This window comes from Nocardioides psychrotolerans, assembly GCF_900113685.1.
Taxonomy (GTDB): Bacteria; Actinomycetota; Actinomycetes; order Propionibacteriales; family Nocardioidaceae; genus Nocardioides; species Nocardioides psychrotolerans.
On the sequence record NZ_FOQG01000025.1, the window covers coordinates 16,468 to 31,625 of the forward strand.

Genomic DNA, 15,158 nt, shown 5'->3' on the forward strand with positions numbered 1-15,158 from the left:
CACCACTATGAAGAGAGGCGCCCGGGCCGATCAACACCCGTCACCGGTCCGGTGGCCAGGACCAGGGCGAGCCAGGGGAAGCGGCGTGATGCCCTGGCATCGCCGCCGAGGCTGCAGGAGGAACCACCCGACGGTGGGCTCAGGCTGCGAAGGCCTTCACCCGTCCGGAGAACGTCCGGGGAGCGGGCAGCCAGTCGTCCTGCGTCGCGACGCCGCTGGCGGCGACGAGGTGGAACGAGACGCCGAACGACCTGACGTTCCTGTTGATGCAGAGCGGGTTGAACGCGAGGCGGGCCCGGGTCTCGTCGATCGCGGCGCTCAGGCGGCCACAGGTCAGCGGCAGCTCGGCGCCGGTCGTGGTCCAGCTCTTCATCCGGTAGCCGCGGAACTCCGAGCTCACGGCTCCGAAGTAGGCGATCTCGGGCGTGGGGTCGAGGTCGGTGTTGAGGTGGAAGACCACCTGGCTCCCGGCGACGAGACCGTCGGGGACAGCGACGGAGACGGTCGCGCGGCGGCCCTGCTCCGGCGCGGACCGCACGATCATCCGGGTCGCGTCGACGACCTGGGTGTCGCGGTCGCCGCGGTCGTTGACGAGACGCTTGGTCGGGAGGGCGGCTCGTGCGTCAGGTTGGTCGTGGGGCTGGTCCGCACCGGACGCGGTGGCGGGCGCGAGGGCGAGGGCCGCGGCAGCGAGCACGGTGGCGAGGGCAGTAGTCAGAGCGGTGCGGTAGGTCATAGGAGTCCTTCCGAGACCATCTCACCCTAGGCCTGTCGCGCCGCTGCCGCGGCCGGGGCTCAGCCCAGCTCGGGCCAGACCCGCTCGTAGGCCTCGTAGGCCTCGTTGACCTGGGCGGCCGCGATGCCCTCGACTTCTGCATCTCGGTGACGGCGCGCCCACGACGGGGCAGGAGGGCCCCAGTCGCCGGGGTGTCGGGACGGCCCTTCCGGGGCTACCTTGGGAAGGAAGCGGCTCGGCACTTCCTGACCGGTAGGAGTACCGATGTTGAATGACAGCCTGGTCATCGCGAACGTCCCAGCGTCTGACCTCGAGCGGGCACGAAGCTTCTACGCCGACGTGCTCGGCCTCACTCCCGCCACGGAGAATCCGGGTGGCCTGATGTACACCACGAACGGCGGAACGACCTTCTGCCTTTACCAGACCGACTACGCCGGCCAAGCGAGTCACACCATCGCGCAGTGGCACGTGACGGACGTCCCTGATGAGGTCCGCTCCCTGCGGGACAAGGGCCTGGAGTTCGAGCAGTACGACATCCCGGGTGCCACCTGGGACGGCGACGTCGCCACGATCGAGGGGATGGGCAACGCGGCCTGGTTCAAGGACAGCGAGGGCAACATCATGTGCATCGACGACGCCAAAACCGGCTGAGTGAGGATCGGGTGGGCGCCGAAGACATGAACTCACCACCGATGCCGTATCGTTCCTTTCGTTGAAGGGATGGCCCTGCAAGCCGTCCTGGCCGCACACGATGCGCGGCTTGTATCTCGTACTCCTGGTTTTCGGTTCGCTGGACATCAGCACAGAATGGATGTCTTCAGCAGCACGGGGGCACAACGCCCCCGGCACACGAACAAGGGAAAAGATCATGGCTCAGGGCACCGTCAAGTGGTTCAACGCCGAAAAGGGTTTCGGCTTCATCGCGCAGGCTGACGGCGGCGAGGACGTTTTCGTCCACTTCTCCGCTATCCAGACCAGCGGCTACAAGTCGCTCGACGAGAACCAGAAGGTCGAGTTCGACCTCGCCCAGGGCCCCAAGGGTCCCCAGGCCGAGAACGTCCGCGTCTCCTGATCTCATTCGTTGGGCCTCGACCGCTTCTGCGGTCGGGGCCCTTCGTGCTTTGTTGGCACCGGTCGGGCGGCGCTCAGTCCTCGATCTGCGCCGCACCCCGCTGCTGCAACGCCTCCAGGCCGGCCCTCATGGCCAGCACCTTCTCGCTCGAGTGGGCGACCCAGTCGACGAGCTCGCCCACGACGCGCAGCGGCTCGCGGCTGCGGAAGGAATGCGTCGGGTTGCCCGGGAACTTCTTGTCCGTGACGTTGGGGTCGTTCTCGAAGTCGCCCGTCGGCTCGACGACATAGATCCGCCCCCGGCCCCGCCCCTCACCCGCAGCGAGCTCAGCGCCCCAGGTCGCGGCGTCAAGTGTTGCGGTGAAGTAGACGTGGTTCATCACCCGGCCCTCCTCGAAGTTCGACGACCGGCCAGGGGTCACCATCTCGCCAGCAGCGAGCTGCGCCTTCGTGCCGTGGAGGTAGACCCCGGCTTCGTAGACCTCGAAGGGCACCGGCTCATTCGACGCGCTCATGAACTGAGAGTAGTTGTCGCCGACGGCCCGTCCGCGGAAGGCGCTCTCGGCCGTTGGTGCTCCTGCTCGGAAGCGGATGTCCTTCGGACATGGAGAAAGAGAAAGAGGCCCTGAGAGGGCCTCTGACCTGGAGTTACCTGAGTGGGCGATACTGGGTTTGAACCAGTGACCTCTTCCGTGTCAGGGAAGCGCGCTACCACTGCGCCAATCGCCCGCGATGAAGTTTTGATGGTGGAGGTGGGTACGGGATTTGAACCCGTGTACACGGATTTGCAGTCCGTTGCCTCGCCTCTCGGCCAACCCACCGTGACGGCCAGGCCTCCAACAGCACCTCTCCGAGCGGACAACGAGACTCGAACTCGCGACCTCAACCTTGGCAAGGTTGCGCTCTACCAACTGAGCTATGTCCGCCTGTCTCTCCGCGCGGGCCTGAGCTCGCTCGGAAGAACGTGAGAAACGTACCCGATCCCTCTCCGCTGTCCAAAATCGGGTCCACCCGAGCGACGCGATCCGTTCATCTCCGCGCGTCCTGACCGGGTGCCGACGTCCTGGGGCGGGTGTTCCTAGAGTGTCGCCATGCGCGCATGGATCGACGGAGAGCTCTTGACCGACCCGACCGGCCCCGCGGTCGCGGTGACCGACCACGGCTTCACGGTGGGCGACGGCGTCTTCGAGGCCATCAAGGTCGTCGACGGTCTCCCCTTCGCGCTCGACCTGCACCTCGAGCGGCTGGCCCGCTCCGCGGTCGGGCTGGGGCTGCCGCCCCTCGACGGCGAGGCCGTACGACGAGGGGTGCGGGAGGTCGTGGAGGGCCAGGAGCTGCCACTCGGACGGGTGCGGATCACCGTGACCGGAGGGCCCGCGCCCCTCGGGTCGGGCCGCGGTGACCATGCACCGACGCTCGTCGTGGTCGCAGCTGCGATGACCGCGGCCCCCGACACGACCGCCGTGGCGACCGTGTCCTGGCCCCGCAACGAGCGGGGGGCGACCGCCGGGCTCAAGACCACGTCGTACGCGGAGAACGTCATCGCCCTCGCCGAGGCGCAGCGGCGTGGCGCCAGCGAGGCGGTGTTCGGGAACGTGGCCGGTCACCTGTGCGAGGGGACCGGCTCCAACGTGTTCTACGTGGTCGACGGCGAGCTGCGCACGCCGACGCTGGCCAGCGGCTGCCTGGCGGGCGTGACGCGCGGGCTGCTGCTGGAGTGGTACGGCGGGCGCGAGGTTGACGAGCCGCTCGAGGTGGTCGAGCGGGCCAGCGAGGTCTTCCTGGTGTCGACGACGCGCGACGTGCAAGGCGTGCATGCGTGGGACGGACGGGCGCTCGAGGCTCCGGGGCCGGTCACGCGGGCGGCCGCCGCGGCGTGGGCCGCGCGCGAGCCGGAGCTATTCGGCTTCTGACCAGCCGAGCAGGGCGCCCACGAGGCGCTCGAGGTCGAGCTGCTTGCCTTCCTCGCCCGGAGGCACCACGACCCAGGTGCGGTCGAGGAACACGCGCAGTGCGACGGTGCGGGCCTGCGTGCGCAGGCTGCCGCTGGGGGAGTGGAAGTCGAGGACCACGACCGCGTGCCCCTCGTCGTCGAGCCCGGGCCACAGCCGGATGTCGCCGTCGCCGGACGGCTCGGTGAGGCCCTTGAGGAGCAACGAGCGGGCCACGGCCCAGCTGACGTCGCCGCCGGGGATGTGGAAGGTCAGCCACACGGCGTAGGGGTCGTCGGCGCGGTAGCCGAAGGACGCCACGAAGGCGACGTGCTGCCCGCCGTCGTCGAGGCAGTGCAGCGTGATGTCCTGCGACACGGTGGGGGCGGCTGGTGGTTGCGCCATGGTGTTCCTAGTCCGAGAAGGGCGGTGCGACGAGGGCGAGACACAGGTCTCAACACCCTCAGACGCAGCAGGAGCCTAATTGGTTGTCCTCGGACTGGATCTATTGTGGTGAAACACGTCCACACTGTGGTCGCAGGGGTCGCCATGTGAACCCGACGTCGGCATGCGTTAGAGTCTGCGACCGCAGTAGAGGGGCGATTGGCGCAGTGGTAGCGCGCTTCGTTCACACCGAAGAGGTCACTGGTTCGAACCCAGTATCGCCCACCGAGCATAAAACAGCCCCTGACCTGCGGAAACGCAGGATTCAGGGGTTGTTTTAATTGGGCCGCGTGTCCACTACGTGTCCACCAGTTGGCGCTCAGAGGCCAGCGCAGGGCAGCCGGCGGAAAGCCGCTTCGAGCTCGTCCAGACGGATCCGGATGATGCGTCGGCCGCACTGGTTGGCCGGGATCGTGCCGTCGCTGATGCGCCGCCTGATCGTCTTGGCTGACACCGACATCACCTGCGCCGCTTCTTCGACGCTCAGGTAAACCGGCAGCGTTCGCTGCTTGAGATTGTGGCGATTCCGGTGGGTCGCGTGCTGGGTCGTCATGGTGCCTCCTGGGTAGGTGGGTCATCCCTCAGGTGCACCAACTGAACCGGGCAACGGACCAGGCGCCGCTCAGATCGACGCGGGCGGCCACGGAGGTTGCCTTCGGCTTGTGTGGAGCGGCATGGGTGAGCCTTTGCCCGTTCGCGTCATTCGGCCACTTGTGTCGCGGGATCTCCCTAGGCTCCGCTGAAGGCGAGGAGGTCATCGCGACCGTGAGGCGGCCAATGACAGTCAGGGGAGACCGTTCGAGACGGCCAACGACCGAGCGGAGCCCAGCAGAGTCGTGTACGGCGCGACTACCGTAAGCGGGCCGCAGCGCGATCGCGGTAAGGCAGAGGGCACGTCCCGCCAGTCCAAGTCTGCGCGGACCATGCGCAGGCGCGCTGCGCGCGTCAGCGCGAAATGGCAGAGCCGGGGCTGGGAACTCAAGGCTCAGAGCCAAGGTCTGTTCCGAACGACGACGATCTTCAAACGTCCGAAGGTGGCGAGGCGCCGCCGTCCACGCCCAGACACTGCTCAAGCAGGTCGTGCAGACCAGCTGTTTCGGCCAGCCGCATCGTCGGGACCAGGCCGGCTACCGACACCAGATTCGGGTCATCGAAAACGGGTCGGATGCTGTGAGACGCTGGGACTGCCCCCGGTTTGGCGAAAGATGTCGCGCTCGAGGGCGGGGAACCCTGCGTGTCGAGGTTCAGGTCGGAGACGAGACTTACAAGTCCGCCTGACCGAGTTCCTCGAACTCAGATCGAGATCGACGGACCGCCGCGTCCCTGGGGTCGATGCACGATCGCTGCGTGAAGGTCGGCGCGACTCTGGGCCGCGCCGACTGGAGGCGCCTGCCGTGGTGTCGGTTGGGGCCGGAGTTTGGTGTGGACGATGGCCAGCAGGTCGGTCTGAACCGCCGAGGTGATCGGAATGTACCGCTCACGGACGGGCTTGATGAGGCTCTCGGACTGGTCGACCACCCGGGGGAGCTTCACGCGGAGGAAGTAGAGCCGCTCGTTCGCACCGTGCTCAATGATGTCGCTGACTCGGTCGTCGACGCGGGCGAAGAGACGGTCGAGGTGACGTAGCGGCTTCGACACGGGCACAGCGGGTCTCGGGAGTTGTTGGAGGCGTCCGAGGGCGTTGGCGCCCTCGGACGCCGCAAGTCCGCCAGTGCCGAGGTGGCCGCCTAGGTCGCGGCTCTCGCGGACCAAGGCGGTGTAGGTCTCTGAGCGGGCCTGCCATTTGTCGGCGAGTTCGGGGTCAAAGTTGTGGACACGCTGTGATGCCTCGTGGGAGAGGACTCGCTGGGAGTCGAGCACGAGCCGCAGATTGTGGGCGGTTGGGAGCTTGGTCAGGTGGATCAGGAGGTTGTGTGCGGCCTGGAGTACGCCGGGCATGCCCGGCATCGCGGGTCCGTCCACGGTGGTGGGTGATGGACGCCAGCCGAGGTGATCGACGGTGTAGTCGGGGTCGTCGGACGCGGCGAAGGCGGCGCAGCCTTCGGCCGCCCGGCCGAGACGTCCTTGGTCCTTGAGCTTCTCCCAGCCGGGGATGCCCGCGTAGCGCCGGTCGAGCGCAACCAGGCCTCGGGTGATCTCGGCCGCGTCCCTGAGGACGGTCATGCATTCAGCGTCGCTGAGTCGTCCGTAGCCGAGGCCGGCGTCGAAGTCGTGTTCGCCCAACGCGGCAGCGCGCGCTGCCTGTCGCCAAGACTCGAGCATCGCGAACTCCTGCTTCGTGGTCAGTTCGACCAGCGGCGGAAACCCGGCGGTGGATGCTTCAACTGCCGCGGTGAGGCGGTCTCCGAGTTCCTCTTCGGGTCCGCGGCTGCGCCCGCTGGCTCCTTCGAGGTTGATCCGGGGGTTGGCTGCCCGGACGGCTTGTAGACACCAGACGAGAACCGCGTGGCGGTAGCGGCCGATCTGTTCGCCGAGGACCTTCCGTTCCTCGGCGGTAGTCGACTCGGGGACGTTGTGGATGCCTGGTCCGCCGAGCCGCTGTTGGATGCGGTGTTGTCGGAGCAGGGTTGCGAGTTCGGCGCGGAGGAGGCTGCCGTTCTTGCCGTACATCAGGGCACGTCCCTGGCGCGTGCGGCGTCGAGCATGTCGAGGACGAGTTCGACCTGGAGTGCGTCGACACCGTGGTCTGCCAGGTCCTCGATGGCGGACTCTGCGACCGCATACAGGACATCGCGGTCGTCGGTGAGTCCGGTTGTGGCCAGGCCAGGGAACTCGTCGCCATGAATCCAGTCGAGCTGGAGCAGGACGCGCTCGTACTCCACCGAGGCGTCGAAGGTGCGGGCGAGGTCGGCCAGGGCCGCGACGTACGAGCGGGCCTCGGCGAGGGTGATGGCGTGCGCGAGCAACATGTCTGCTCCTTCTCCTGCGGGGCGGGGCGCGGTTGGGCGCGACTTCGTTCACCGTGAGATGACTCCGAGGTTCGGTCGCGATCGAACGCCGAGCCTGTGGACGAGCTCGGACTGCGGAGTCGGTGTGGAGACCTATGACGCTCGGAGGCGGACGCGTTCCTCGATGCGGCGACGTGCGGTGACGTCGTCGAGCACGAACTGGACGAAGTCCGCGTTGCGGTCGGCAATGACCGTCTCTGCTGCAGGCTGAACGGGTGCCTCACCAGGCCACGTGGTCTGCCGGGTTGGGCGGTCGCGGTCCAGTCGGGTGCCTGAGGTCGAGATCCACTCGCGCAGCCGGTTCCTCGCGTCGCCGAAGTCGCGGTGCCACGCGAGCGGCGCCGAGGGCGACCCTTCGGGGTCGTAGGAGTTGAGCCAGTGCTGATGCAGCGCAGAAAGCTCCCAGACCAGTTCGTCGTGCCGGTGCCAAAACGGTGGGATCACCGTGGGTGGCAGCCCGTACGTCGACCGCAGCCAGTTCACCCAGGCGTTTAGGTCAAGCCACTCGGCCTCAGCCTCATCGGAGGTGAGCAAGTTCCAGTTGATCGGATGCTGAGGCTCCTCGTCGTCGTGCTCAGCACAGTCGAGGCTCTCGATGTTCTCGACGCCCTCCCAACTGTCGAAGACCGGATGACGGTCCTCGTCGATGAGGGGCGGCTGGGCCGGGTCGAACTCGGGTGTCATGAGGTCGCCTCGCCGATCACAGACCGACAGCCGGTTGACCGTTGCCGACGACTGACAGCGAGGGCGGCTGTTCGACGGACTGATCGGGCTTCGGGCGGTCGACGCTGTAGCGGGTACGCACCGTGTCGTGTCCGATGCGCCGGGCCACGAACTCCTCGCGGGCCTCAACGTGGCCGTTCTTCTCCAGCTCGTACTCGTTGATGTAGCCCGAGGCAACGAGCTGGTCGCCGACTCGAAAGCGGGCGTATGCACGCTCTGCGGTCGACCTGAACATCACCATGTCGTGGAACGTCGGATCCAGCTTGGTGAACGAGCCGTCCGTCTCCTTGCGGAAGTGCTCGACCCCAACGCGGGCGTAGAAGCGGGCCGCGCCGCTGCCGGTGAAGTTGAGCTGGGGTGCGGTGGCGATGAACCCATGCAGGCTCATCTGAGTGGGAATCGTCATTGCTGACTCCTGCCGTCGTGTGGAGCCTCTGACGGCGTCCACTCTCAGGAGTCAGGTGTGTGAGCAGGAACGGGCAGCCAAGGTTGTTTGGTGCCCGGGTGGATCACGCTGCGAGGGCGTGTTCCCGGTGGCCGTCTCCGCAGTGGTCCATTCCGGCCCACTATGACGTGGCCTTGAACCGACCCATGTCAGGGATGAAAATACTCCGGCCCAGGACACTGGGCGTCGAGGCTTACGCGAGGCTCTGGCTGGGGTCTCCTGTCTGTAGGATCCCAACCATGGTGGCCGAATTGCGCGAGCTCCGACTTCCTGCTTTTAAGAGTGTGCGCGACGCGCGCGTCAAGATAGGACCGCTCACCCTGATCGTGGGCCGCAACGGCAGCGGCAAGTCGAATATTATTGACGGCCTGGCTGTGCTTCAGGCACTCGCCGGTGGGTCGGATCTCCGCGATGCTTTGGACGGAGGACGCAATGGTCCCATTGTCCGCGGCGGATCAGAGGGCTGTGCGCCGATTGGAACTGACTCCTTCACGATCGGTTGCACCGCATCCAAGGACGGGTTGACGGTAAGCCTGGACCTCGAAGTGCAGGTGCGCCCGACGCTTCAAGTCGTTTCCGAACACCTCTGGTCAGTTAGACGCGCCGGCCAGCGTCGAGGAGACCCGTACTCATACTTAAAGACCGACGCTCCTGAAGCGGATTCCGGCGACATCCGGGCGCGATGGGAGAATGAAAAGCGAGGGGTCAATCCGCCTCTTGCGTTCCGCGCCAGCCAACTCTTGACGAGTCAGGTCGCCACTCGAGTTCCTGCAACATCCCAGGCTGGCCGGAAGGTCCATTCCGCCGCTGAGGTGGTCTTGGAAGCGTTGACGGGAGTTTTCATCCTCGATCCAGTGCCGCACCAAATGCGGGAGTACGTGCCGGCAAAGGACAGCCACCTCCGACGGAACGCCGAAAACTTGTCGGCGACATTGGAGCGCCTCATGAGTGACCCAGGACTAGGGCAAGAGATTCTCCGCATGACTAGGCAACTTTCTGAAGCCCAAGTATCTGACCTCAGCACCGTCTCAAGTGATCTTGGGGACGTCATGGTGACGTTGGAGGAGCAGATCGGCGGATCTCTGCGCCAAGTGCCGGCACGGCTCATGAGCGACGGCACGTTGAGGTTTCTCGCGATTGCGGCCGCCATGCTTGACACACCCGCCGATGGCGTTGCAGCGGACGCTGGCCGTCTTCTGGTCATTGAGGAACTTGAGAACGGTCTACATCCATCCCAAGCGGCTTTGCTGCTCAGTCGCCTCAAGGCGACTGCCGCTGAGCGCCGGGTGCAGACTCTCGCTACCACCCACAGCACTGCAATCCTCGATGCGCTCAGCGGCGAGGATCACAAGGCTGTGATCGTGTCCAGCCGCGACGACGAGGGGTGGAGCCACGTCACCAGGCTTACCGACTTTCCTGATTATTTTGAAGTTGTCGGCCGTCATTCGCTCGGAGACAGCGCAGTTGAGGATCAGCTGCGCCCGGGCGTCGAGAAGCCGGTGTCGGCGAGCAGTTCCCTGGCATTTGTTCTCGGGAGGACCCGATAGTGCCCGCAAATCCGGTGATCTTCATCGATACCTCGGTCTTTGCAAACTTGATTGAGGTGAACGGCAACTCGCAGGATCGTGCGAGCGTCTTGGAGCAGTTCGACGCGTTTGTGAATTCCGGCGCGAGGTTCGTCCTCCCCATCACAACCATCGTGGAGACCGGGAATCTGATCTTCTACGCGGGCGGCGACCCGCGGCCAGCTGCCGAGCGGCTAGTCGGGGCCCTATCGGCTGCACAGGAGGTAAACCCACCCTGGACGGTGCGCGCCGTTGATTGGGATCTAGGCTTTGTTGCTGCGTTGATCGACGGAGACTCAACGGGGTCCTCTTTGGTGGACCTGATTAGCGACAAACGGATGGCATCGGGCGACGTGGCGATCCTCGTGGAGCGAGATCGCTTTCGTGACGAGACCGCCTACACGGATGTGCGGGTTTGGTCGCTCGACTCGCAACTGCAGGCCTTCGGCTGAGCCGGGTACGGGGCGCGACACGCGCTGGAGTGATTCGGAGTGCATGATTGAAGCTGCCTCGTGGCCGTCGGCCCTCGTCCCAATCTCCAGGCCGTCGCTACCGACGGTGAAGTTTGGACTCGATGTCAACGCGTTCAGCCTTGAGCATGCTGGCGTCGGGCCGGTTGGTCCACGGCCGCAGGTCCGTGACGATCGGTGGTGCGCTCCGGAGCAGGACTAGAGCTGTCCCGAACGGGAGGGTGCGGATGGTCTCGGGTGGCATGACCGGGACGCGGCGGGTCGAGCGTTGCAGGGATCGGGAGCCGTGGTCGCCGATCGAGATCGTGTCGGTGTTCTCGTCGCGTTCTCCGATCAACGCGGAGAGGTCCTGGAGGTCGCGGGCGGCGGACGTGCCGCCGAGGATGACCTTGACGATGCTTGCGTCCCAGATCGCTCCAGCCGCGTGGTCGCCCCACTTGTCCCGTGCTTGGGACAGTGACTGGAGTACCGGCATCGTGGTGATGCCGGTTCCGCCACCTTCGGCCATCAGCATGGGCAGGGAGGGCAGGGGTGAGAGGTTCCCGATCTCGTCGAGCGCCAGTAGGAGTGGTGGATCGAGACGTGCGCCGGGGGAGCCAGCGGCCAGGTGCCGTGATGTTTCTGCGAGGTCTTCGATGAACGCGGCGACCAGGGGCCAGGACGCGCCCGCCCCGGCTCCGGTGGCGAGCAAGTAGAGGGTGCCGTTGCTGGTGAGGAACTTGCGGGGGTCGAAGTGCTCGCCTGGTCGGGGGGTGACGGCGTCGAGCACCCGCGGATCGGCCAGGCATGACAGTGCGAGGGAGACGCCCATCCAGATCGAGTCACGGGTGCGCGGATCGGAGTGGATCATTGCCTCCAACGAGTCGGACCATCCCGGCGCGGCATTGGGGTGGCTGGACAGGATTGCTACCGCGTCGGCCGCTGCGGACGGCGAGAGCGTCCAGGTGAACAACTCGCTCGGGTTCCGGTTGTCCAGGGCTGCTGCATGCAGGAGTGATTGGAGGGCGGTGCGGGTCTTTCCTTCCCAGAAGCCGCCGGACTCGACGCCGCCGGTCGATAGCCCGGTGGCGGAGGCGAGCCCGGTGGCTCTGATCATTGCGGTGAGCGGGTCTTCGCAGCCGCGGACGGGTGACCAGCGCAGCCCGGCGGGCAGTCCTTCGGCGAGCCGTTGTGGATCGAAGACGGCTACTGGCCCGCGACGCCGCCTGGCAGTGAGGGTGGCGGCGATGTTGTCGGGCCGGGTGGAGGTGGTGATGACCGCGCCGGGTGCGTCGAGAATCGCGTTGATGACGACGTGAAGGCCCTTTCCTGAGCGAGGCGGGCCGAGCAGGAGGATCGAGTCTTCGACCGAGGCCCACACTCCGTTGCTGCGAGAACGACCGAGGAGGTAGCCGACATCGGACGCCTTCGGATGGGCCATCGATGGCCGTAGCGTGCGCCCGCGGGCCAGCAGGGCACGCTCGGACGCTGATGTGGCGACGTCTCTGCCGTTGGCGACCCCGGCCAGTCGGCGAGGGTCGCGTGAGGTCTTGTGTCGAGTGCTCGCGACAAGCCGCCAGCCGATCCACACGGCTACCGCCAGCAGCCCCGCAAGGGCCGCGAGCACCAACCAGTACAGGATCGCCGACAATCCGGGAGCGTCGAGAGCGCGGGCCGGGTTGCCGGGGTCGGCCAGCACCCGGAACCCGCCTTCCAGCCCGCTTGCAGGTAGTCCTGCGCCGGACAGCCATCCCGCAACTGTGCCTGCGGCCCAGAGGACTCCGGCAAGGGCGCCGACTGAGGCGATGAGGATGAGGCCGAGGTTCACCAGGCTGTCATCGACCGAGCTGCCACGGGAGTTCACGCTGTGCCGCCGCTGACGGCGATCTTCCCCGAGGACTGTCCGACGAGGACCACGAGGCCGGACCGACCGGCCAACAAGGCGGGGGGCAACCGGAGCCGCGCGATGCCGTCTGCGTTGGCGACCTGATGGGCGACGACCACGGCGACGGCGACTTCCTCGTCGGGGAGGAACCCATCCCCGGAGACTTCGCCCGTCGAGGTGGAGATACTTGAACGCACGGGCCTCGGCGGCTGTACAGCGCGCTTGGGTTCGAGCGTGATGAAGTCGGTGAAGACCGGCTCATCGAGTTCGTGGATCTCCACCTTCAGCGGCGAGGCGAGGTTGTCGGCGATTGTGTTGAGCAGTCGGTGCAGGGCGTCTCTCGTCAGCGGTCCGTCGGTGTCGTGGGGCTCGCGGTCGACGGTGATGTCAAGCAGCCCGTCCTTGTTGACTCGGACGACCACCAGCGGCAGCACGACCGGAACCCGAAGTTGGGCGGACTGGTCTCGCCGGTACGGAGCGGGCGCGTGCAGGAGACTCATAGTCCGACCACCGCAGATGGCTCCGTCCGAGCAGGCACTTCGACCTTGGCTGCCTCACGTTTTGTCGCGAGTGCCTGGCGGTCGAGCCCAGGCGGATCACCATCACCGACCTGCGGGGTTTCGAGCTGGTCGAGGATGCTCACCGCGGTCCTACGCACCCGCTCGGCGGTCGCTTGCACGACCTCGACTGGGGTCTTGCCGGGCACGCTGCTGGCCCACGAGGTCACGTACGGGATCGTGTAGGAGGCCGTGTCCAGGTCGTGTGCTGCGCCGATCATCAACGCCACAGACTCAGCTTCGACCTCGGCCATCCCACGGTGCATGGCTGCATCCTCGTTGTCCGGACCGTGGAGCATGACGTGCCCCAGTTCGTGCGCGAGCGTCTTGACCTGCGCGGCGGCGTCCATGTCGGAACGCACCGAGACCTCGCGGGTCGGGTAGTCGGTGATCCCGTTCGCGCCACCGATCGCCGCCGCATCCGGCACCTGCCTGAGCGTGAACCCCCGCGCTTCGACCTGCGCAGCCAGCTCGTCCCACAAGCCCTCGGGCGCCATGCCTTGAAGCACGGTCGGCATCGGTCGCTCTGGAATTGGGTCGCCGTCGGTCTGGGAGATGTCCCAGACGTGCGCCGGGCGCACCCCGACCAGCCGAGACCGGACCACCTCGCCCCACTTGGGCTTCTCGCCAAGGCCGAGCCGCCGCCACGACCCGGAGTTCTGCGGGGTCGAGCTGGCGAAGCGGCCGGTGACCGGCGCGAGGATGGCGTAGCCGGACTGGCCCTTCATTACCTGCCGGTTCAGGCTCAGCCACTGCTTGAACCCCGCGACGTACGTCGGCGTCGGCCCGGGCACCCGCCCGGCCTCGTGTGCGGCGTAGTGCTGGACGTAGATCAGCATCGTGTTGTTGAACGACCGTGAACGAAACCGGGCAGCGAACTCGAGCGCCCGGCGCCAGTCGTCGCCGCTCACCAGTGCCGCAACGGACTTCGTCAGCTGGTCATGGATCGCTTCGAGCTTCGCCTCACGCGCCTCGCGGGACTGCGTTTGCTGCCTCATCGGGGACCGCCTCCTGCCTCTCGGACGACAGGTGCACGCTCGGCTCCGCTGGTCATGCGGCCGGTAGTGTCGAACAGTTCCAACTCGGCGGGATGGAGCTGATGCTGCACGACGAAGCTGCGGTCCTTGATCCGCCACAGCCCCTGCCCGGTCCCCAACGTCGGCAGCAGGGACTGCTCGGTGCCGGTCAGCCCGAGCGCGGTCGCCGTCGTGCCGAGTTGGTCGGACTCCTGCCGGTAGACCACGCGGGTCTCGGCATTCGCCAGAAGCGACGAGGCGAGCGCACGCATGGCGGAGCCTTGGTCGCCAACGTTGTCGAGGTCGGAGAGCTTGTGGAAGATGAGCATGTTCGCGATCCCGTAATGGCGTGCGAGCCGCCAGTGTGCGTCCATCCGACGCAACAGAGCCGGGTGCGACATGAGCCGCCACGCTTCGTCGTAGATCACCCACCGTTGCCCGCCGTTGGGGTCGAGCAGGGCGGACTCCATCCATGCCGAGGCGCACGTCATCAACACCGAGGTCAGCATCGCGTTCTCGGTGACCCGCGACAGATCGAGCGAGACCATCGGCAACGTCGGATCGAACCGCACGGTCGAAGGTCCGTCGAACAGCCCCGCTAGATCGCCCGCAACGAGTCGGCGTAGCGCGTGGCCGGCAAGTCGCCCGTCCTCGGTCAGTCGCCCGTCCTGGTCGTCGGACCTGTCGGGTGCGAGCAGTCGGGCGACCACCATCGGGAGTACCGGTACCTCGGAGGAGCGGACCGCGCCGACCAGCGCAACGTCGATGGCGGTGTGCTCCAGCGGCGTCAGTCGTCGGTCGAGCACGGTCTCGGCGAGCGCGCCCACCAGTTCGCGACGCCGCGATGTCACCTGGCCCAACCACTGAGCGTCGTCCAGACCGCTGGGGCGGTGGCCCTCGTCGAGTGGGTTGAGGCGGTTGCTCATCCCGTGCCCGAGCGCGATGGCCTTCCCGCCCACGGCTTCCGCTACAGCGGTGTGTTCACCCTTCGGGTCACCGGGGACATAGACGCGGCGCCCGAACGGGATCGACCGCGTGTAGAGGCTTTTGGCCAGCGCCGATTTCCCGGACCCGACAATTCCCGCGAGCACGATGTTCGGCGCGGTGATGAGCCCGCGTTGGTAGAGCACCCACGGGTCGTAGACGAACGATGAGCCTGAGTAGAGATCCTGGCCCACGAATACACCGTCGCTTCCGAGCCCGCCTTCGGCGAGGAACGGGTAGGCGCCAGCGAGGGTTGCGGATGTGTCCTGATGCCGAGGAAGCCGCAGGCGTCCCGGCGTACGCAGAGCGGCAGGTCCAGCCTCACCGGCGCGCGGCAGTACGACGGTCTCCTTCCTTTCGGCAACCAGGGCATCGGCCTTCACCTTCGCTGACGCCTTATGCGC

17 protein-coding genes and 4 tRNA genes are annotated in these 15,158 nt (G+C 66.7%); 6 read left to right on the plus strand and 15 right to left on the minus strand.

Annotated elements, in window-relative coordinates; translation table 11 throughout:
- Positions 1–139: 139 nt before the first annotated feature.
- Positions 140–736, minus strand: coding sequence for a hypothetical protein (locus BM204_RS20350; RefSeq protein ID WP_091117242.1), 597 nt, complete (start codon positions 734–736; stop codon positions 140–142).
- 264 nt (positions 737–1,000) lie between these two features.
- On the opposite strand from BM204_RS20350, the gene BM204_RS20355 reads away from it, so the two are divergent.
- Both BM204_RS20355 and BM204_RS20360 read left to right on the plus strand, forming a co-directional pair.
- Entirely contained in the window at positions 1,001–1,387 is a 387-nt protein-coding gene (locus BM204_RS20355) for a VOC family protein (protein WP_091117243.1), read from the plus strand.
- A gap of 217 nt (positions 1,388–1,604) precedes the next feature.
- Complete coding sequence (locus BM204_RS20360; protein ID WP_091117245.1) at positions 1,605–1,808, plus strand: cold-shock protein; 204 nt, start codon at positions 1,605–1,607, stop codon at positions 1,806–1,808.
- Positions 1,809–1,881: 73 nt separating this feature from the next.
- Here BM204_RS20360 and arr read toward each other — a convergent pair whose 3' ends face one another.
- From arr to BM204_RS20380, 4 genes are all read right to left on the minus strand, one after another.
- Positions 1,882–2,322, minus strand: a complete 441-nt coding sequence (gene arr / locus BM204_RS20365) for an NAD(+)--rifampin ADP-ribosyltransferase (protein ID WP_091117246.1) — start codon at positions 2,320–2,322, stop codon at positions 1,882–1,884.
- 142 nt (positions 2,323–2,464) lie between these two features.
- Positions 2,465–2,536: transfer RNA gene (locus BM204_RS20370), tRNA-Val, on the minus strand.
- Between the two features lie 18 nt (positions 2,537–2,554).
- Positions 2,555–2,628, minus strand: a tRNA-Cys gene (locus tag BM204_RS20375).
- Between the two features lie 32 nt (positions 2,629–2,660).
- Positions 2,661–2,733: transfer RNA gene (locus BM204_RS20380), tRNA-Gly, on the minus strand.
- 165 nt (positions 2,734–2,898) lie between these two features.
- Here BM204_RS20380 and BM204_RS20385 point away from each other — a divergent pair.
- A complete protein-coding gene (locus tag BM204_RS20385; RefSeq protein WP_091117248.1) occupies positions 2,899–3,720 on the plus strand; it encodes an aminotransferase class IV in 822 nt (273 codons plus the stop codon).
- Here the strand turns inward: BM204_RS20385 and BM204_RS20390 are convergent.
- Positions 3,706–4,143 carry an SsgA family sporulation/cell division regulator gene (locus BM204_RS20390; RefSeq protein WP_091117249.1) on the minus strand — a complete coding sequence of 146 codons (438 nt, stop codon included), beginning with the start codon at positions 4,141–4,143 and terminating at the stop codon, positions 3,706–3,708. The two genes, BM204_RS20385 and BM204_RS20390, sit on opposite strands and share 15 nt — an antisense overlap.
- A gap of 192 nt (positions 4,144–4,335) precedes the next feature.
- Here BM204_RS20390 and BM204_RS20395 point away from each other — a divergent pair.
- Positions 4,336–4,407: transfer RNA gene (locus tag BM204_RS20395), tRNA-Val, on the plus strand.
- 94 nt (positions 4,408–4,501) lie between these two features.
- Here BM204_RS20395 and BM204_RS20400 read toward each other — a convergent pair.
- The 5 genes from BM204_RS20400 to BM204_RS20420 all read right to left on the minus strand — a co-directional run bounded on the left by BM204_RS20400 (position 4,502) and on the right by BM204_RS20420 (position 8,259).
- Positions 4,502–4,735: a helix-turn-helix domain-containing protein gene (locus tag BM204_RS20400; RefSeq protein WP_091117251.1), complete on the minus strand. Its 234-nt coding sequence runs from the start codon at positions 4,733–4,735 to the stop codon at positions 4,502–4,504.
- A gap of 740 nt (positions 4,736–5,475) precedes the next feature.
- Positions 5,476–6,792, minus strand: coding sequence for a hypothetical protein (locus tag BM204_RS20405; RefSeq protein WP_091117252.1), 1,317 nt, complete (start codon positions 6,790–6,792; stop codon positions 5,476–5,478).
- Positions 6,792–7,091 (minus strand): hypothetical protein, encoded by a 300-nt coding sequence (locus tag BM204_RS20410; protein ID WP_091117254.1) that lies wholly within the window; start codon positions 7,089–7,091, stop codon positions 6,792–6,794. The genes BM204_RS20405 and BM204_RS20410 overlap by 1 nt, the downstream gene beginning before the upstream one ends.
- 132 nt (positions 7,092–7,223) lie before the next feature.
- The gene (locus tag BM204_RS20415) at positions 7,224–7,814 is read right to left on the minus strand and encodes a hypothetical protein (protein ID WP_218031358.1); all 591 of its coding nucleotides are present in this window, start codon (positions 7,812–7,814) and stop codon (positions 7,224–7,226) included.
- A 16-nt stretch (positions 7,815–7,830) separates the two neighbouring features.
- The gene (locus BM204_RS20420; protein WP_091117255.1) at positions 7,831–8,259 is read right to left on the minus strand and encodes a single-stranded DNA-binding protein; all 429 of its coding nucleotides are present in this window, start codon (positions 8,257–8,259) and stop codon (positions 7,831–7,833) included.
- A 278-nt stretch (positions 8,260–8,537) separates the two neighbouring features.
- Here BM204_RS20420 and BM204_RS20425 point away from each other — a divergent pair, with 278 nt between their 5' ends.
- Both BM204_RS20425 and BM204_RS20430 read left to right on the plus strand, forming a co-directional pair.
- Positions 8,538–9,845 (plus strand): AAA family ATPase, encoded by a 1,308-nt coding sequence (locus BM204_RS20425; protein ID WP_170259287.1) that lies wholly within the window; start codon positions 8,538–8,540, stop codon positions 9,843–9,845.
- Positions 9,846–9,859: 14 nt separating this feature from the next.
- Positions 9,860–10,315: a hypothetical protein gene (locus BM204_RS20430; protein WP_091117259.1), complete on the plus strand. Its 456-nt coding sequence runs from the start codon at positions 9,860–9,862 to the stop codon at positions 10,313–10,315.
- 97 nt (positions 10,316–10,412) lie between these two features.
- On the opposite strand, the gene BM204_RS20435 is transcribed toward BM204_RS20430, so the two are convergent.
- The 4 genes from BM204_RS20435 to BM204_RS20450 form a co-directional block, all read right to left on the minus strand.
- Positions 10,413–12,140, minus strand: coding sequence for a type IV secretory system conjugative DNA transfer family protein (locus BM204_RS20435; RefSeq protein ID WP_246166554.1), 1,728 nt, complete (start codon positions 12,138–12,140; stop codon positions 10,413–10,415).
- Between the two features lie 32 nt (positions 12,141–12,172).
- Complete coding sequence (locus BM204_RS20440; RefSeq protein ID WP_091117262.1) at positions 12,173–12,631, minus strand: hypothetical protein; 459 nt, start codon at positions 12,629–12,631, stop codon at positions 12,173–12,175.
- Positions 12,632–12,693: 62 nt separating this feature from the next.
- Entirely contained in the window at positions 12,694–13,752 is a 1,059-nt protein-coding gene (locus BM204_RS20445; protein WP_091117264.1) for an ArdC-like ssDNA-binding domain-containing protein, read from the minus strand.
- Complete coding sequence (locus BM204_RS20450) at positions 13,749–15,137, minus strand: putative type IV secretion/conjugal transfer ATPase (protein ID WP_439895901.1); 1,389 nt, start codon at positions 15,135–15,137, stop codon at positions 13,749–13,751. Before BM204_RS20450 ends, BM204_RS20445 begins: the two co-directional genes overlap by 4 nt.
- Positions 15,138–15,158 lie beyond the last annotated feature (21 nt).